A 16,580-nucleotide genomic window follows, 5' to 3' on the forward strand; every position below is an offset into this window, starting at 1 on the left:
GCCGTCACAACGGGGAGCGATATGCGGCTCGAATTACGCGGTCTCACCAAACGATTCGGCACTTTGCTGGCCAACGACCACATCGACCTTGTCGTCGAACCAGGCGAAATCCATTGCCTGCTAGGGGAAAACGGCGCGGGCAAGAGCACGTTGATGAACATGCTCTACGGGCTGTTACAGCCCGACGACGGCGAGATCCTCCTGGATGGCACGCCGGTGACCTGTCTGTCGCCCAGCGACGCGATCGCCGCCGGAATCGGCATGGTGCACCAACATTTCATGCTGGTCCCGGTGTTCACCGTCGCGGAGAACATCATCCTCGGCCGGGAGCCGACCAAGGGTTTCGCCCTGCTCGATCGCGGCGCGGCCCGCACGCAGGTGCGTGAATTGTCCAAGCGCTACGGGTTTCCGGTGGATCCGGACGCGCTGGTGGCGGACCTGTCGGTGGGCGAACAGCAACGGGTGGAGATTCTGAAGGCGTTGGCCAACAACGTCGAAGTGCTGATTCTGGACGAGCCGACGGCCGTGCTCACCCCGCAGGAGATCGACGAGCTGATCGGTGTGCTGCGGGCCATCGCCGCGAACGGCACGTCGATCATCTTCATCACGCACAAGCTGAAAGAGGTCACCCGGATCGCCGATCGGATCACCGTCATCCGCCGCGGCACCGTGGTCGGCACCGTCGAACCAGCCACTCCCGAAGGCGAACTCGCGGAACTGATGGTCGGCCGTTCGGTCGAGCTCGTTGTCGCCAAGACGCCCGCCGAGCCGACCGGGCCGACCCTGGTCGTCACCGATCTGACCGTGGTCGACACGGCAGGCACCGTGGTGGTCGACAAGGTGTCCTTCGGCGTCGACGGCGGCGAAATCGTCGGCATCGCAGGCGTTGTCGGCAACGGGCAGTCGGAACTGGTCAGCGCGCTGCTCGGGCTGCGCACGCCGGTGGCCGGCACGGTCACGGTTGGCGGCTTGGACGTGGCGAGCCGATCACCGCGCCAGCATCTGGACGCCGGTATCGGCTATGTGCCCGAGGATCGTTCGCACGACGGCTGCATCGGCACCTTCAGCGTCGCCGAGAATCTGGTGCTGGATCTGATCGACCGGCCGGAGTTCTCCCGCCACGGCGTGCTGTCGCGCGCCGCAATGAAACACAATGCGGCACAACGGATCGAGGAGTTCGACATCCGCACCCGCGCCATCGGGGATTCGGTGAGCACCCTGTCGGGCGGCAATCAGCAGAAGGTCGTCCTCGCGCGGGAGCTGTCCAGGCCGCTCGAGGTGCTGATCGCCGGACAACCCACCCGAGGCCTCGATGTCGGATCGATCGAGTTCGTGCACAAACGCATTGTCCGCGAACGTGATCAGGGCACCGCGGTGCTGATCGTGTCGACCGAGCTCGACGAGATCTACGCGCTGTCGGACCGGATCATCGTCATGTATCGCGGGCGCGTCGTCGGCATCGTCGGCCCGGACACCCCGCGCGATCAGCTCGGCCTGATGATGGCGGGCGCGCTACCGGGGAGCGACCGTGACTGAACCAGCGCGCAGCGATTCGAAAAGAAGTGGACCCGACCGGCCCTGGGTGCGGGAACTGATCGTCAGCGCGCTGGCGGTGCTGCTCGCACTCGTCGTCGGCGCGCTGCTGATCATCGTCAGCGATCCGAGTGTGACCGGCGCGCTCGGCTATTTCTTTGCGCGACCGATGGATTCGGTGTCGGCGGCGACCAGCGCCGTCTCGGATACGTACAAGGCACTGTTTCTCGGCGCGTTCGGCGGCAAGCATCAGATCGCCGAAACCTTGGTCGCGGCAACCCCGTTGATCTGCACCGGCCTTGCCGTCACGCTCGCGTTCCGCACCGGATTGTTCAATATCGGCGCGCAGGGTCAGCTCATCGCCGGTGCGCTGTTCGCGGGCTGGGTCGGTTTCGCGGTGCACCTGCCGCCGGTGCTGCACGTGGTGGTCGCGCTGGTGGCCGGTGTCGCCGGTGGCGCGCTGTGGGGCGGGATCGTCGGACTGTTGAAGGCGCGCACCGGCGCGCACGAGGTCATCTCCACGATCATGGGCAACTACGTCGCGCTGTACGCGCTCACCTGGCTGCTCACCACCTCATGGTTGCAGCGGCCCGGCCGCAACGAGCCGATCAGCCCGGTCGTCGACGACACCGCGCAGCTGCCCCGATTCGGCGATACCCGACTGCATCTCGGGCTGCTGGTCGCCCTCGGCGCCGCCGCGTTCGTGTGGTGGCTGCTGTCGAGATCGACGCTGGGTTTCCGGCTGCGGGCGGTCGGCGCCAATCCCGACGCGGCGCGCACGGCCGGGATGAATGTCGGCCGGGCGTATGTGCTCGCGATGCTCATCGCGGGCGGCCTCGCCGGGCTCGCCGGTGCCCAACAGGTGCTCGGCACCGACCTGCCGCTGACCAACGGGATCGCCGGATCCTTCGGCTTCGACGGCATCACCGTCGCGCTGCTCGGCCGAGGCAGTCCGATCGGCACGGTCTACGCGGCGCTGCTGTTCGGTGCCTTGAACGCGGGCGGCAACGAGATGCAGGCCGCGACGGGCACCCCGCTCAGCCTGGTGACCGTCTTGCAGGCGGTGATCGTCGTGCTGGTCGCGGCACCGGCGTTGGTGCGCGCCGTCTTCCGGATCCGCGCCGAGCGCGCGGACGCGGTACTCGCGAAAGGGTGGAACTGAATGGCGACAACCACAGCCGGTGTCGTCGCCGCCCACGGGCTCGAGTCACCGGAGAAGCACCGACAGCGTCTGCGCCTGGGGATCTTGCTGTTGATCCTCGCGGTCACCGCGGTCGCGCTCGCGGTGTTCACCAGGTCGGGCACCGTCGACTTCCGCTTGGCCGCACCGGATACCGCCGGCCCGTCCGATCTGAACGTCGCGGCCAAGCCGGCGGCCCTGGTGCTGTCGGTGATCGCCCTCGCGATCGCGATCGCACACCTGTGGCGCGGCCTGTCCGGCCGGTGGGCGGCCGTGCTGTTCACCGTGTTCGGCATCGCGTTCGTGGTGACGTTCGTGTGCTGGGCGGCGTCGGGCAAGATCTTCCCGCTCACCAACCAGATTCAGGGCACCCTCGCGCTGTCGACGCCGTTGATCCTCGGTGCGCTCGCGGGCGTGCTGTGTGAACGCGCGGGCGTCATCAATATCGCCATCGAGGGTCAGCTGCTGGCCGGTGCGTTCGCGGCCGCCATCATCGCGACGGTCAGCGGCAGCTTCCTCGTCGGGGTACTGGCCGGGGTGGTCGCCGGTGTGTTCATCGCCTGGCTGCTCGCGGTGTTCTCGATCCGCTACCTGGTCAATCAGATCGTGCTCGGCGTGGTGCTCGTTGTCTTCGCGACCGGTATCACCGGCTTCCTGTTCGATCAGCTCACCGGTCTGACCGACGGCACGGCCCGGTTCAACAACCCGGGAACCATGCAGCCGCTTGCCATTCCGGTGCTGTCGTCGATCCCGATCATCGGGCCGACGATCTTCGACCAGACCGCGCTGGTGTACGCGATGGTCGTCGCGGTCGTCCTGCTCGGGTTCGTGCTGTATCGGACCCGATGGGGGCTGCGGGTGCGCGCGGTCGGCGAGCATCCGCGCGCCGCCGCCACCGTCGGGATCAAGGTGCTGCGGGTCAGGTATCAGGCCGTGCTGCTCGCCGGTGCCATCGCCGGGCTCGGCGGCGCCTACTTCACCATCGGATCCACCGGCGGCTTCACCAAGGAGATGACGGCGGGCAACGGGTTCATCGCGCTGGCCGCGGTGATCATGGGCCGCTGGCATCCGCTCGGCGCGACCTGCGCTGCACTGTTTTTCGGCTTCACCAAGGCCTTGCAGGGTCAGCTGCAAGTGCTGGCCACGCCCATCCCGACCGAGGTGCTGCAGATGACGCCGTACCTGCTTACGGTGATCGCCGTCGCGGGCGCGGTCGGGCAGGTGCGTCCGCCCAAGGCCGACGGCGAGCCCTACGTCCCAGGCTGATCACCCGCCGACCATCGTGCGACCACCCGTCGACGGCGAGATACGGGACCACGCACGGCCGAGCCGACCCTAAAATAGGGTCGGATCCAGGTTTGTCGATCTTGTCGACCTGTTCGACGCAGACCGGTACCCGCAAACCGGGCCGTTCCCGCACTACTCGTCGATAGCCGATCCGAGGCAGGGCAGATGACACTCAGCGGTACCAGAATGCTCGACGTCGTTGGCAGCCGCCGGATGGCGGTCGCGGCGCTGGCGGCGATGACCGGCTTCTACTACTTGTTCGTCGCGGTCACCAACTGCGTCGACACCGACACCAACCGGCGCGGCGTGGCCGACGTGCTGTCCATGCGGTCGACGATCCACCACTCCGGCACCGAGTGGCGGGCGATCACCAGCGGCAACGTCGCTCTTGTCGCCTACATCCTGATCGTGATCTGGGAGTTCCTGATCGCCTTCGTGCTGTTGGCCGCCACCGTGGCATGGATCCGCGAACTGAGCGGATGGCCGCGGCGCCTGCGCTCCGGTCCCGGTGTGGCAGCCAAACTGTCGAGCCTCGGCTGGACCATGGTGGCGCTGCTGTTCCTCGGCGGATTCCTGACCATCGCGGGCGAATGGTTCCGGATGTGGGCGAACAAAGAGGTGAACGCGTCCTCGGCGGCGCTGCAGAACTTCCTGATCGCCGGGGTCGGGCTGATTCTTGTGCACTTGCCCGAGAGTGACTCGCCCCGAGCGGTGGATCAGCAGCCCCCGGCAGCAAGTAGTTAGCATCTCAAATTAGGACAATTCAGACAAATGGAACTAATTGGACAAGCCGATTCGGTGGTAACCCGTCACCGACAAGGCCACTGACCAGAGAGCGCTAAGTTGCCACCGATTCACCACCCTACTAGCTATACTCCTCGCATATATAACCCGGCTCCGTAGATCGCACACGAGTTGACTCAGCGGGCAACAGACTTTCCCCATGTCAGCCCGTTTCGTAAAGGCTCTGCGGGACTTCGGGAATAGCGCTGCGCTTGTATGTGATGTGCGCAAAGAACGGCTCACGACAGTAACCAGAAGATGTCTGTAGCCAAATTCAAGATCGGGTCAACAAAGATCAAAAACCTTGCCACGCAGGGTGGTTCACATGTGTATGCTATCGATTCATCACGTCCCCCACTATGAGGTGGGGGTATGGGCGAGGGCGGTGTCGGTGTGGACGTGAATAAGATTCAGATACGTCGCGCGGCTATTGCCGCGATCGCTCTGGGTGTGCTGGCCCTCGGGATAACCGGCCTGATCGACCGACTGTTGCTCGGTACCTTCATCTGCGCCGGACTCGCGGTTGGTTGGTTGAATGCCCAACTCACGTTGTGGGCCATCACCCGAATTGCCAGTTCGGAAGCACCGAGCAAGCAGCGGTTGGTTGGTTCCTCGGCGCTGCGGCTGCTCGGCATAACCGCCGTCGCCATCCTGGTCGCCTTCTTCGCACGACCCAATGGCGTCGGCATCTTCTTCGGCCTTGCCCTCTTTCAAGTCGCCCTGGTCCTCAACACTGTCCTGCCTGAATTGAAAGGGCTTCGCCAGACACCATGACGATCCCAGCCATTTCGTTAGCCAAGATGGCCTCGAGCGTCACGCTGCTCGGCCAGGAGGCCCCCGCAGAGGAACCGAAGATCAAGGTCGGCCATCACGCGGTCGCGCACCTCTTCGGCATGGCCTTCAACGTCGACACCATCGTGTCGACCTCGGTCGCCGCGCTCATCGTCCTCGGCCTCGCCTTCTACCTGCGGCTCAAGATCACCTCCGGGGTACCGAACGGCGTGCAGCTGTTCTTCGAAACCGTGACGGTCCAGATGCGCAACCAGGTGGAAAGCGCCATCGGCATGAAGGTCGCGCCGTTCGCCCTCCCGCTCGCGGTCACCCTGTTCATCTACATCCTGCTGTCGAATTGGCTGTCGGTGCTTCCGGTGCAGATCGGCGACGGCGAGTTGCTCGCGCCGCCCGCCTCGGACGTCAACTTCGTCTACGCGCTCGCGTTGTTCGTGTTCATCGCCTACCAGTCCGCCGGCGTCGCGCGGCGCGGTCTGTTCGGACACCTGAAGGCGACACTGAAGGGACACACGGGCTGGGGCCCGATGGTGTTCATCAATGTCATCGAAGAAATCGCCAAGCCGCTTTCGCTGTCGCTGCGATTGTTCGGAAACATGTTCGCCGGCGGCGTGATGCTCTCGGTGATCACGTTGTTCCCCTTCTGGATCAGCTGGGGCCCCAATGCTGTCTGGAAAATGTTCGACTTGTTCGTCGGCGCTATTCAGGCCTTCATCTTCTCACTGCTGACTGTTCTGTACTTCAGCCAGTCGATGGCACTGGAGAACGAAAACCACTGATCGGCGAGCGTCGATCGAGCCCACATCCGAGAATAGGAAGTAGAAAATGGCAGACCCAACCACCGCGTCCATCATCCAGGGCGCCCTCATCGGCGGCGGCATCATCATGGCCGGTGGCGCCATCGGCGCAGGCATCGGTGACGGCTTGGCCGGTGCCGCGCTGATCAATGGTGTCACCCGTCAGCCGGAGGCCGAGGGTCGGTTGCGCGGCATCTTCTTCCTGACCGTCGGTCTGGTCGAGGCGGCGTACTTCATCAACCTAGCCTTCATGGCTCTTTTCGTATTCGCGACTCCCGGCAAGTAACCGGGTATGTCTCCGAGAACCGATGTAGTTGCCGCGGAGAACTTCCTCATCCCCAACGGCACCTTCTTCGTCGAGCTGCTGATCTTCCTGATCGTGCTCGGCGTCATCTGGTTCTTCGTTGTTCCACCGATCCGCAAGGTTCTGGAGGAACGCGAAGAGCGGGCCGCAGAGACCATGGCGACGACCAAAGAGGCGAGGCAGCTTTTCGCCGAGGCCGAAGCCAAACATAATGCGGCGCTGGAGAAGACGCGGTCGGAAGCGGCCGCGATCCGGAGCAAGGCGCGAGCCGAGGGCCGGGAGATTCTCGAGGAGATGCGCGGGCAGGCGCAGCAGGAGGCCAACGGCGTTGTCGCTGAGGCCGAGGCGCAATTGCGGGCGCAGGCGGATCAGATCGCCGCGGAACTGCGCGAGAACGTCGAGCCACTGGCTCGATCACTCGCCAACCGTGTGGTCGGTGTCGACGATGATCGCCGGGCCGAAACAAGCCGAGGTCAGCAGACAGGACGGGCGTCGTCATGACTCCTAGCAGCGACATCCTTGCCGAGGGCATTTACCAGATCCATTTCGAGTGGCAGGTGTTCTTCAGCCAGCTGTTCGGCTTCGCGGTCATCGTCTGGGCCATGACCAAATGGGTCGTGCCGATCGTCAAACGGATGATGACCAAGGCGCAGGGTGACATTCAGAAGCAGATCGAAGAGAACGAGCAGGCCGCGGCCCGGCTCAGCAAGGCCAAGCAGGTATACGACGAGGGTATGGCCGAGGCGAAAGCCGAACTCGCCCAACTCCTCGAGGACGCGCACGCCGACGCCGAGGACATCGTGGTGAAGATGCGGGAGACTGCGGCCGCCGAGGTCGAACGGGTCGGCAAGCAGGGCCGCGACCAGATCGAGCTGATGCGCAGGCAGCTGATCCGCGATCTCAAGACCGACTTCGCCAAGCAGGTGATGAGCCACACCACCGAGAGCGTGCGCGAGCAGGTCCAATCGCCGCAGATCAAGTCGGACGCCGTCGAGAAGTTCCTGGACGACCTGCAGACCATGGCGAACACCGGATCCTCCGGCCGGACCCGCACCCAGTCGCAGTGGAACTGAACAGACCGACGATGACGGAGGCAACCAGCGCGGCGGAGGCGGTGCCCAGCCTGTACGAATGGGCTGGCGGCACTGCGGCTTTCGAGGCACTGACCGAGGTGTTCTATCGGGAAGTCCTGAAGGACGATCTGGTCGGACCGCTGTTCCGAGGCATGGATCCCGGACATCCGAAATACGTCGCGATGTGGCTCGCCGAGGTCTTCGGCGGACCCGACACCTACAGCACCCAGCGCGGCGGCTACGCGCACATGGTCCGCGAGCACCTCGGCAAGGCGATCACCGAGCCGCAGCGCCGCCGGTGGGTCAATCTGCTGATGGACGCCGCCGACGAGGTCGGCCTGCCCGGCGACCCGGAATTCCGTGCCGCCTTCGCCTCCTACATCGAGTGGGGCACCCGGCTGGCACACGCGAACTCACAGCCCGACGCGACGCCGCCGCTGGCAGCGCCGATGCCGCACTGGGGTTGGGGCGTGGCACCGCCCTACCGGCCGTGAGCTAGCTGAAGTAGTCCTTGAACAGGATCTCGCTCACCTTGGTGACGGTCTCCTTACCGACCTGGTAACCGTCCTCGACCCGCTGGGTGTTGTTCATGAGGGCGACGGTGAATTGCTCACGCGGCCCGACGAACCCGACGGAGTTCATCAGCCACGAGCCGTCGTCGTTGTCGTCGGACCAGCCGTTCTTGTTTCCCGGCGCGGCCGCGTCGCCCGCGCCCCAGACACCCCACCGCTGGTTGGTATCGAGCGAGTCCGCGCCGTCGACCGAGCGCATCTCCTCGACGAGATAGTTCCGGTGCCGCGCGGGCATCTTCTCCAGAACGAAGTCGATGAGTTGCTCGAGATCGTTCGCCGAGGCCTGGATCCACCCCCAGGAATCCGGGTGCCGGTCGGCGAATTTGATCCCGGCCATGCCGAACGAGCGGAACCGCGGCGCGAACGACTTCTCCCCGCCGTAGCGATCCCACAGGGTGGTGGCCGCGTCGTTGTCGCTGGCGTGCAGCATCCGGTGCATCAGCTCGCGGTCCTCGTCGCCGAGGGTGATCGAACCGAGGTCGTCGCGCAGCAGCAGATCCGCCGCGATCGCGAGCTTCGGCGTCGAGCACGCCCAGATCGGTGTCGCCGCATTCGCATTGCGCCACACCGCACCCGTGCGGCGATCGCGCACCACGATCCCGGTGAATCCGGGACGGCTCTTCGCGTAAGCCTCGGCCTGCGCGATACGCATCTTGAAAGCGGGATCGAAACCGCGCGACGGGCCGATCTCCTCGCGCGCCGGGCCCGTACGACCCGGGCCCTCGTGCTCTGCTCCGCGCGGCTCGTACATCAGGGCGGCCGCGACCAGTGAACCGGCGACGAGCACACCGGATAGCACCAGAGGAACCCTCGACTTCCGCATGCACGTCCTCGCTTCGCAGTGTCGCTAGACGGAAAACCCAGGTCACCGGTAGTGCTCGGTGTTCAGATTCTTTCTCAGCGGACGGCGCGGGAGCAACGCGACACTCGGCAGCGGCATCAATTCGCGCCCTTTGTGTCGGTGGCCCCGACGGTAGTGGCGCTATTTGTGGCGTCGCGCCGTGCCTGAAACTTGGTAACGTGGCCCGCAATTCACCCGATGACCAATTGTCATCGCAGGTTCGTGGATGGAGGACCGCGTTCGTGCTTCGGGAGACCGAGGCAGTTGCGGCGGCACAATCGCACACCGCCCACACCTATTCCGGGGGTTTTATGAACATCAAGTCATGGGCTTTTGCCGCACTAGCCGCGAGCGTCGTACTCGGCGCGACCGGCTGCGGTTCAAGCCCGGCATCGCAGGCCACCAGGACCCCGATCCCGTCGGCGGTTCCCACCGCATCGGGCAACGCGCTCGCCCCGGCCCAGTCGGGCAACGCCGATCAGCCCACCAATCCGCCACAGGCACAGCCGAATACACCCGAGGTCGGATCGCCGCCCGCCAGCGTGCCGGTCGATCAGAAGGAACCCGCGCCTGCCCCGCCACCGGCCGCGGACCAAGGCCCTAACGGCAGTGGGCACGGATTGTGCTTCGACCGGAACTCCGAACTCGCGCACAGCGCGGTAGCCCGATTGGCGCCGAACGCCGGGGGCTACCCGTGGATCATCGAGGACGCCAGCAATGATCCGATCTCGGCAGGCTGCTCCGGCGTGCTGTCCTGGATGTTGGTGGACTGGGACGGAACTCATCCCGGGGTCCATATCCTGTACTTCACCGATGGTAAGTACCTCGGGACGGCAACGTCGAAGTACTACAGCTACACGACGGTGCTCGGTAAGACCAGGAACACCGTTTCGGTGCAGTACCGCTGGGCCAAGCCCGAAGACGCGTTGTGCTGCCCGTCCGGCGGACCGACCAACGTGACGTTCACCCTGAACGGCACCACCGTCACGGCCAACGGACAGTTCCCGCCGAACCCGGACAAGTAGCCACCACCGCGATCCTGACCGTCCGCCAGCGGTCAGGATCCGCCGGGCACGAGGGCACCGCGCAGCAGCACGTCGACGTGGAAACGCAGTGTGGCCGAAAGGGTCTCCGCGCTTTCCGCGCCGAGCCCCATCCGAATGACTTCCATGTGCAGGGCCGAGAAGATGGTGCGGGCCGCGCCCTCGGCATCGATGTCGGCCCGAATGTCACCGCGCCGCAGGATGTCGGCGATCGCGTGCTCGAACTCCCGGATCCGGTTCAGCGCTTCCGTGCGATGTCGGCCGGGCGCACCGAACAGGATCTCGCGCTGGTAGACGGCGGTGTTCTCCGGTTGCGCCAAGCTGATCGCGACCAGCGGGTGCAACAGTGCCATCACGGCCGCGACGATCGACTCCTCGCTCGACGCCACCGCTTTGCCTCGGCTCGTCCCCACTTCCACCTGAGTATTCATCACCATCAGCAACAGCTCGGCCTTCGAGGACGCATAGGTGAACAGCGTGCCCGCGCCGACGTCGGCGGCCTTCGCGATCTCCTGGGTGGTGACCGCCGAGTAGCCGCGTTCGACGAACAGCTGCTGTGCGGCGAGGAAGATCCGGTCCTGTTTGTCCTGCTTGTTGCGCTCGCGGCGGCCGGGGGATTGTGTCGTCGATTCGGCGGCCATCGGCACGGCATCTCCCTTCGGTAGTGATCAGGCTCATGCTCGCATACCTCGCGGCCTGTCCCGATTTCTGAGTAAGCTCAAAAATGAGCACGCTCAATATTAACTGATCGAATCGAAAGCTAGAGGTGAGTTGGAATGGGTCGAGTTCAAGACAAGGTTGCCCTGATCAGCGGTGGTGCCCGGGGAATGGGTGCCGCGCACGCTCGGTTGCTGGCGAGCCAGGGTGCCAAGGTGGTGATCGCCGACATCCTCGCCGACGACGGCAAAGCGCTGGCCGATGAGCTCGGGGACAACGCGGCATACGTGCAGCTCGACGTCACCGACCCCGAGCAGTGGAAGGCCGCCGTCGAGGCCGCCGTACAACAGTTCGGCCGGCTGGACGTGCTGGTCAACAACGCGGGCATCGCGGGCATCGCGCCGCTGGCCGAGACCACGCCGGAGTCGTGGCGCAAGATCATCGATATCAATCTGACCGGGACGTTCCTCGGCATGCAGGCGGCGGTGCCCGCGATGCTCGAACACGGCGGATCGATCGTCAACATCTCCTCGGTCGAGGGGCTGCGCGGCAGTCAGGGACTGCACGCCTACGTCGCGTCGAAGTTCGGTGTCCGCGGCATCACGAAGTCCGTCGCGCTGGAGTACGCCCGATTCGATGTGCGGGTGAACTCGATCCACCCCGGATTCGTCGACACTCAGATGACCGAGGGGTTGAAGGCCGAGGAACTCGGTATTCCGTTGGGGCGAGCCGCGAAGCCGGCGGAGGTTTCCGATCTGGTGCTGTTCCTGGCCAGCGATGAGGCGCGGTACTGCACCGGGTCGGAGTTCGTCATCGACGGCGGGTTGACCGCCGGGCTCACCACGCAGCGCCAGTCCTGATCCGCCGAGTGTCTCTGAGTTGAGTACTGAGGGAAGTCCAATGGTGTGCTGTCCCTTGGTTTTCGACAGTTCGTGGGATGCCCGGGTAGTGCTGAGCGCGTGAGGTGGGGTTCCCGGCTTTCTCTGCCGCGGCCTAGGTGGTGAGGTTGCGGTTTCCGAGGGGAGGACTGGCTGTGGTGCTGTTCTCGAGCGTCATTCGGGTAGTGGGTCTTTTAGATAGTGGAATTTCATGATCAACGGGACATGGTGGCGGCAAAGTGCAAGTGGAGCCCGCCACCATGTCCCGTTCGATCGTCAACGATCCGTTGATGGCTGCCGAGCTGGGGCCCGCGCCCTCGGTGGTGCGCCGTGGAGCGGCGACCGCGATCCAACGGGACATAGTGGCGGGAAAGTGCGAGTAGGGCCGCCCTCATGTCCCATACGGGGCAGGGTCGACGACGAACGGGACATAGTGGCGCGAAAGTGCAAGTGGCGCCGCCCTCATGTCCCGCACGGAGGCAGGATCGACGACGAACGGGACATGGCGGCGCGAAAGTACGAGTGGCGCCGCCCTCATGTCCCGCACGGAGCCGGGGTCAACGGCGAACGGGACATGACGGCGGCAAAGTGCTAGCGAGCCCGCCACTATGTCCCATTCGATCGTCAACGATCCGTTGGTGGCCGCCCGGATGGGTCCCGTGTGGTTGGTGGTGTGGAAGGACGGCGACAGCAAACCAACGGGACATAGTGGCGCGAAAGTGCGAGTAGGGCCGCCCTCATGTCCCGCACGAAGGCGGGATTGACGGCGAACGGGACATAGTGGCGGCAAAGGGCAAGCGAGCCCGACACTATGTCGCGTTTGATCGTCAAAGATCCGATGATGGCTGCCCGGATGGGTCCCGTGTGGTTGATGGTGCGCCGGGCAGCGGCGATCGCGATTCAACGGGACATGGTGGCGCGAAAGTGCAAGTGGCGCCGCCCTCATGTCCCGCACGAGGACAGGGTTGACGGCGAGCGGGACATGACGGCGGCAACCTGCGAGTGAGCCCGCCACTATGTCCCGTTTGATCGACAACGGCCCGTTGATGGCCGCCCGGATGGGTCCCGTGTGGTTGATGGTGCGCCGGGCAGCGGCGATCACGATTCAACGGGACATGGTGGCGCGAAAGTGCAAGTGACGCCGCCCTCATGTCCCGTACGAGGACAGGGCTGATGGCGAGCGGGACATGGTGGCGCGCAAATGCGAGTAGGGCCGCCCTCATGTCCCGCACGGGGGCGGGGTTGACGGCGAGCGGGACATGGTGGCGGGAGGGTGTGGGTGGGGACGCCGTCATATCTCGTTGATCATGGAGGGGGACGTGTTGGGGCAGTTGGGTTCCTTCGCTAGATCTGCACCCCTTCTGAGTGCCTAGGGAGAGGGTGCGGATCCCGAGTGGGGGTGCGGATCTCGGGTATGGGGGTGGCGGGTCAGGTTTGCTCGGCCAGTGTTCGCAGGAGGGTGAGGTCGCGGCGGAAGGTGTGGGTGAGGAGTGGGGTGAGCAGGCGCATTGCGGTTGCGCCTAGTAGGGCGAGGGGTGGGTGTAGTTGTTCGGTCCAGTCGAGGCGTAGGCGTTCGTCGGGTAGTTCGGTCAGGTGGATGTCGGCGCGGCCTTTCACCCAGCCCAGGTGCACGATTCCGAGGTGGGCGGGGGCGGATCCGGTCGGGGGCTGCCATATGTCGACGCGGATCCGGTCGCGGGTGGTTATTCCGGCGATCCGTACGGTGGTCGCTACCGTGGTTCCGACGCCAGCGCGCTGTGGCGACACCACTTCGAAGTCGGAGGCCTCGCGCATCCACTCCCCCTGGTGTTCCCAGTCGGTGAGCAACTCCCAGAGTCGTTGCGGCGCAGCGGAAATCTCGGCGTACACCTGGACAACCACGGGTCGCATGGTCAGCGCCAGATCATCGCGGCGACCGCCTTGGGGGCGGCTAGCCATTCGCGGATGTTGTTGCGTATCAACGTTGTCCGCCGACAGTCGCAGTAGGCGGTGACTCCGTCGGCGTCGATGCCTTCGGCGCGGCACAGCGCGACGGCTCGCGGCACATGCCGGTACTGGGTGACGATGATCGCGCGGTCGATCCCGAACAACTGTTTGGCGCGTTCGCAGGTGGCGCGGGTCGACAAGCCCGCACCGTCGGAACGCACGAGTGCCGAATCGATTCCATGGTCGACGAGATACTTCGCCATCGAAGCGATCTCGTCACCCGAGCTACCAGCCGCATCGCCGGATATCAAGATCTCCCTCGCCTTCCCCGACCGCACGAGCTCAATCGCGACATCGAGCCGTCCACGCAAATACGCCATCGGCGCCCCATCCGGCCCAACCTTCGCCCCCGGCACGATCACCACCGGAACGGAAGGCGCGCTATCAGGGCCGAACCGGTGGCCCGCCGACACCATCCACAACCGGATGTTCGCGCCAACCACCACCAGAACGAGACCAGTCCCCGTAGCAACCGTCGCCCCCAACAACCTGCGCCCCCAACGGCGCCGCGTTGCTGCGAAGGTCCGGCAGTTCCGATCATCTGCCACAGCAACCCCTCCACTCAGTACGCGCTGACCTAACTACGTCGACATTGCCACCTCGGGGTCGTCATCCGCGACAATCCTAGGCAACGGCATCGACCGATACCCCCGGCACGCAGCTCAGGCCGCACGGCTTCTGGGTTGCCGCGCGGTGAATCAAAGGGCGGGTGGGAACCGACTCGGCGGGGCGGGGACGAGAAGCGGTGCGGGTGTGGTGTTCGGTAGGCCGTTGCCGTGGCGTGACTACTTTGCTGGGTTCGCTACCTCTTGTGTTACCGCGTCTTCCGGGGTGACGGGCTTGTCTGCTCGTGATCTGGTGATCGCGACACCGGATAGGCACAGTAGGCCGCCGACTATGGCTAGTGGGTGGGGGACTTCGCCTAGGGCGATCCAGGACATCAGTACTACCAAGGCGGGGACGGCGTAGGTGGTGACGCCCATCTTTCCGGCTGTGGTGCGGGACAGGGCGTAGGCCCAGGTGGTGAATGCCAATGCGGTGGGGAATACGCCCAGGTACACCACGCTCAAGGTCGCGGACAGTGGTGCGGCGGCGGCTTCGCTGACCAGTTGGCCCGCGAACGGGAGGCAGGCGATTGTGCCGATGACGCAGCCGCCGGTGGTTACCTGTAGGGCCGACGCGTGCATGAGCGCGGGTTTCTGCGCGACCACCGCCACCGCCCATACCGCAGCGGCGGTGAGGCACAGGACCACGCCGAGTACCGCGGCACTGCCGCCACCGGAGTTCGACAGGCCGACCACGACCGCTCCGGCGAACGCCACCGCGATCCCGGCCATCAGGCGCGCCGGAAATCCCTCCCGGAGCAGCCATCCGCTCAACACCGCGATCATGACGGGACCGATGTTGATCACCATCGCCGCGGTGCCCGCGTCGACATACTGTTCGCCCCAGTTCAACGCCACCATGTAGGCCCCGAACCACAGCACCCCGGACACGAGAATGCCGCGCCACGCGGCCCGCGCTGGCATACCCTCGCCCGTGCTGACCAGGATCACGACGAGCGCGATCGCCCCGGTCAGCAGTCGGCCCAACGCCAGTGATCCCGGCGAGAAGTCCTCTCCCGCAACCCGAATGAACACGAAGGCCGAGGCCCACAGCACCACGGTGACCGCGGCCGCGACAACGGCCTTCCGATCGCCCGAACGAACGACTTGCTCCATTTACCGAACGCTAGATCACCGGCCGCGCGAACTCACGCGGTTTTCGGACACCGCGTCGGGGTGGTCGTCGCTCATGGGACAGCGATCGAATAGACCTGTTCGGCGAGCTTGGTGCGTTGACCGTCCTTGATGAAGTAGACGTCATAGAAACCGGCGCTGCCTGGCTTGGACAGTTCGACAGTCGTGCCCGCCGAGGTCTGGGCACGGTCGGCGATCTGGGGGTCGAGGGGTGTCCAGCTGCGCTGTTTGCTCTGCCAGCGCGTTGTCTGTGCGTCGGTCGGCTTGGTGAAGGCGGGCCACCGATCGACGGCGAGAGTGGGACCGTCGGGAGTGTCCCATCGGAGTTTCAGTGCGCTGGAACAGTTCTCGGGTGCCGGGACCGTGGATTGCAAGGCGCCCGACGACAGGTCGAGAAAGAACACTACGGCTTGGCTACACGCCATGTCCCGCAGATAGCTGCTGGGAACCGCATATTGGGACAGTGCGGCCGTCTGACCGTCGGGACTGAATGCGGCGCTGTAGAAGTACGCCTTCGTGTCGGAGAGCGGTCCGTGCAGGTGTGTTGTGCCGTCGGCTTCGATCGAGAAGAGCTGGCTTTTGATCGAGTCGTACTGCTGCTCTATCCCGTACCGGTTCAGCAGTAGTTGATCGCCGTGGACGGCCAGCAGGTCTATGCGCTGTTGCGCTTGAGGTTCCGGGCTGATCGCGCGCCACGTGCTCGGTTTCGGCTGCGCCGCCGCGAGATCCATGCGCATCACGGTGGCGGGCGCTTGCAACCACACTATGGTGCTTCCACTGAGCGATAGGACCTGACGGCAACCACAGGGCAGCCGAAGAGGCTGGGCGTGTGCTCCTGTGGATACTGCCGCGATGACCGGTCCGTCCGGCGAATCTTCCTTCCAAAAAGCGAATTTCGCGTCTTTGGTGACGCCGACATCGCGGGTCGTGTCGAACGTCCCCGGCGTCCTGGACACGATTGCGGTTCCGTCCGCGACAACCAGTTCCGTGCTGGTCGCATACGCGAAAATGTCTGTCCTGGCGACCGGCTCAGCCACATTCGCCGGTGAACTCGCGCAACCGGTGAGCATGGCCAAGGCGGCGAGCGCGGCGACCGAAACCGGTCCACGTCGGATCAT

Annotated in this window: 18 protein-coding genes; 12 read left to right on the forward strand and 6 right to left on the reverse strand. The window is 65.1% G+C overall.

Annotated features, from left to right (window positions below; all coding sequences use genetic code 11):
* The first annotated feature begins 21 nt into the window (after positions 1-21).
* The 10 genes from OG203_RS14940 (at position 22) to OG203_RS14985 (ending at position 8,240) form a co-directional block, all read left to right on the forward strand.
* Positions 22-1,536, forward strand: coding sequence for an ABC transporter ATP-binding protein (locus OG203_RS14940; RefSeq protein WP_405166249.1), 1,515 nt, complete (start codon positions 22-24; stop codon positions 1,534-1,536).
* Positions 1,529-2,695: an ABC transporter permease gene (locus OG203_RS14945; protein WP_405166250.1), complete on the forward strand. Its 1,167-nt coding sequence runs from the start codon at positions 1,529-1,531 to the stop codon at positions 2,693-2,695. Before OG203_RS14940 ends, OG203_RS14945 begins: the two co-directional genes overlap by 8 nt.
* Positions 2,696-3,979: an ABC transporter permease gene (locus OG203_RS14950; RefSeq protein ID WP_405166251.1), complete on the forward strand. Its 1,284-nt coding sequence runs from the start codon at positions 2,696-2,698 to the stop codon at positions 3,977-3,979.
* A gap of 186 nt (positions 3,980-4,165) precedes the next feature.
* Positions 4,166-4,744 carry a DUF2165 domain-containing protein gene (locus OG203_RS14955; RefSeq protein WP_405166252.1) on the forward strand — a complete coding sequence of 193 codons (579 nt, stop codon included), beginning with the start codon at positions 4,166-4,168 and terminating at the stop codon, positions 4,742-4,744.
* A 411-nt stretch (positions 4,745-5,155) separates the two neighbouring features.
* Positions 5,156-5,557, forward strand: coding sequence for a hypothetical protein (locus OG203_RS14960; RefSeq protein ID WP_405166253.1), 402 nt, complete (start codon positions 5,156-5,158; stop codon positions 5,555-5,557).
* A gap of 26 nt (positions 5,558-5,583) precedes the next feature.
* Entirely contained in the window at positions 5,584-6,351 is a 768-nt protein-coding gene (atpB, locus tag OG203_RS14965) for a F0F1 ATP synthase subunit A (protein WP_405166254.1), read from the forward strand.
* A 46-nt stretch (positions 6,352-6,397) separates the two neighbouring features.
* Positions 6,398-6,655, forward strand: coding sequence for a F0F1 ATP synthase subunit C (locus OG203_RS14970; protein ID WP_040742384.1), 258 nt, complete (start codon positions 6,398-6,400; stop codon positions 6,653-6,655).
* A gap of 6 nt (positions 6,656-6,661) precedes the next feature.
* On the forward strand, positions 6,662-7,174 hold the full coding sequence (locus OG203_RS14975) for a F0F1 ATP synthase subunit B (protein ID WP_405166255.1): 513 nt from the start codon (positions 6,662-6,664) through the stop codon (positions 7,172-7,174).
* On the forward strand, positions 7,171-7,746 hold the full coding sequence (locus OG203_RS14980) for a hypothetical protein (RefSeq protein WP_405166256.1): 576 nt from the start codon (positions 7,171-7,173) through the stop codon (positions 7,744-7,746). Before OG203_RS14975 ends, OG203_RS14980 begins: the two co-directional genes overlap by 4 nt.
* A gap of 11 nt (positions 7,747-7,757) precedes the next feature.
* The gene (locus OG203_RS14985; RefSeq protein ID WP_405166257.1) at positions 7,758-8,240 is read left to right on the forward strand and encodes a group II truncated hemoglobin; all 483 of its coding nucleotides are present in this window, start codon (positions 7,758-7,760) and stop codon (positions 8,238-8,240) included.
* Position 8,241: 1 nt separating this feature from the next.
* Here the strand turns inward: OG203_RS14985 and OG203_RS14990 are convergent, their stop codons facing one another.
* On the reverse strand, positions 8,242-9,141 hold the full coding sequence (locus tag OG203_RS14990) for a serine hydrolase (protein ID WP_405166258.1): 900 nt from the start codon (positions 9,139-9,141) through the stop codon (positions 8,242-8,244).
* A 329-nt stretch (positions 9,142-9,470) separates the two neighbouring features.
* Between OG203_RS14990 and OG203_RS14995 the strand changes: the two genes are divergently transcribed.
* Positions 9,471-10,184, forward strand: coding sequence for an LppP/LprE family lipoprotein (locus tag OG203_RS14995; protein ID WP_405166259.1), 714 nt, complete (start codon positions 9,471-9,473; stop codon positions 10,182-10,184).
* Between the two features lie 32 nt (positions 10,185-10,216).
* Here the strand turns inward: OG203_RS14995 and OG203_RS15000 are convergent, their stop codons facing one another.
* A complete protein-coding gene (locus tag OG203_RS15000) occupies positions 10,217-10,843 on the reverse strand; it encodes a TetR/AcrR family transcriptional regulator (protein ID WP_405166260.1) in 627 nt (208 codons plus the stop codon).
* Between the two features lie 135 nt (positions 10,844-10,978).
* On the opposite strand from OG203_RS15000, the gene OG203_RS15005 reads away from it, so the two are divergent.
* Positions 10,979-11,719 carry a glucose 1-dehydrogenase gene (locus OG203_RS15005; RefSeq protein ID WP_405166261.1) on the forward strand — a complete coding sequence of 247 codons (741 nt, stop codon included), beginning with the start codon at positions 10,979-10,981 and terminating at the stop codon, positions 11,717-11,719.
* 1,446 nt (positions 11,720-13,165) lie between these two features.
* On the opposite strand, the gene OG203_RS15010 is transcribed toward OG203_RS15005, so the two are convergent.
* The 4 genes from OG203_RS15010 to OG203_RS15025 all read right to left on the reverse strand — a co-directional run bounded on the left by OG203_RS15010 (position 13,166) and on the right by OG203_RS15025 (position 16,580).
* The gene (locus tag OG203_RS15010) at positions 13,166-13,675 is read right to left on the reverse strand and encodes an SRPBCC family protein (protein ID WP_405166262.1); all 510 of its coding nucleotides are present in this window, start codon (positions 13,673-13,675) and stop codon (positions 13,166-13,168) included.
* Positions 13,630-14,043, reverse strand: a complete 414-nt coding sequence (locus OG203_RS15015) for a vancomycin high temperature exclusion protein (protein WP_405166263.1) — start codon at positions 14,041-14,043, stop codon at positions 13,630-13,632. Before OG203_RS15015 ends, OG203_RS15010 begins: the two co-directional genes overlap by 46 nt.
* A gap of 465 nt (positions 14,044-14,508) precedes the next feature.
* The gene (locus OG203_RS15020; protein WP_405166264.1) at positions 14,509-15,444 is read right to left on the reverse strand and encodes a DMT family transporter; all 936 of its coding nucleotides are present in this window, start codon (positions 15,442-15,444) and stop codon (positions 14,509-14,511) included.
* 71 nt (positions 15,445-15,515) lie between these two features.
* The gene (locus OG203_RS15025) at positions 15,516-16,580 is read right to left on the reverse strand and encodes a hypothetical protein (protein ID WP_405166265.1); all 1,065 of its coding nucleotides are present in this window, start codon (positions 16,578-16,580) and stop codon (positions 15,516-15,518) included.

Source organism: Nocardia sp. NBC_01499, assembly GCF_045040275.1.
Taxonomy (GTDB): Bacteria; Actinomycetota; Actinomycetes; order Mycobacteriales; family Mycobacteriaceae; genus Nocardia.

Excerpts from the sequence above, each read along its gene's own strand:
- OG203_RS15000 (WP_405166260.1), bottom strand. The coding sequence starts at position 10,843 with ATGGCCGCCGAATCGACGACACAATCCCCCGGCCGCCGCGAGCGCAAC.
- OG203_RS15015 (WP_405166263.1), bottom strand. The coding sequence starts at position 14,043 with ATGGCGTATTTGCGTGGACGGCTCGATGTCGCGATTGAGCTCGTGCGG.
- OG203_RS15005 (WP_405166261.1), top strand. The coding sequence starts at position 10,979 with ATGGGTCGAGTTCAAGACAAGGTTGCCCTGATCAGCGGTGGTGCCCGG.
- OG203_RS14955 (WP_405166252.1), top strand. The coding sequence starts at position 4,166 with ATGACACTCAGCGGTACCAGAATGCTCGACGTCGTTGGCAGCCGCCGG.
- atpB (WP_405166254.1), top strand. The coding sequence starts at position 5,584 with ATGGCCTCGAGCGTCACGCTGCTCGGCCAGGAGGCCCCCGCAGAGGAA.
- OG203_RS15010 (WP_405166262.1), bottom strand. The coding sequence starts at position 13,675 with ATGGCTAGCCGCCCCCAAGGCGGTCGCCGCGATGATCTGGCGCTGACC.
- OG203_RS14960 (WP_405166253.1), top strand. The coding sequence starts at position 5,156 with ATGGGCGAGGGCGGTGTCGGTGTGGACGTGAATAAGATTCAGATACGT.
- OG203_RS15020 (WP_405166264.1), bottom strand. The coding sequence starts at position 15,444 with ATGGAGCAAGTCGTTCGTTCGGGCGATCGGAAGGCCGTTGTCGCGGCC.
- OG203_RS14985 (WP_405166257.1), top strand. The coding sequence starts at position 7,758 with ATGACGGAGGCAACCAGCGCGGCGGAGGCGGTGCCCAGCCTGTACGAA.
- OG203_RS14995 (WP_405166259.1), top strand. The coding sequence starts at position 9,471 with ATGAACATCAAGTCATGGGCTTTTGCCGCACTAGCCGCGAGCGTCGTA.
- OG203_RS14950 (WP_405166251.1), top strand. The coding sequence starts at position 2,696 with ATGGCGACAACCACAGCCGGTGTCGTCGCCGCCCACGGGCTCGAGTCA.
- OG203_RS14940 (WP_405166249.1), top strand. The coding sequence starts at position 22 with ATGCGGCTCGAATTACGCGGTCTCACCAAACGATTCGGCACTTTGCTG.
- OG203_RS14970 (WP_040742384.1), top strand. The coding sequence starts at position 6,398 with ATGGCAGACCCAACCACCGCGTCCATCATCCAGGGCGCCCTCATCGGC.
- OG203_RS14980 (WP_405166256.1), top strand. The coding sequence starts at position 7,171 with ATGACTCCTAGCAGCGACATCCTTGCCGAGGGCATTTACCAGATCCAT.
- OG203_RS15025 (WP_405166265.1), bottom strand. The coding sequence starts at position 16,580 with ATGATCCGACGTGGACCGGTTTCGGTCGCCGCGCTCGCCGCCTTGGCC.
- OG203_RS14975 (WP_405166255.1), top strand. The coding sequence starts at position 6,662 with ATGTCTCCGAGAACCGATGTAGTTGCCGCGGAGAACTTCCTCATCCCC.
- OG203_RS14990 (WP_405166258.1), bottom strand. The coding sequence starts at position 9,141 with ATGCGGAAGTCGAGGGTTCCTCTGGTGCTATCCGGTGTGCTCGTCGCC.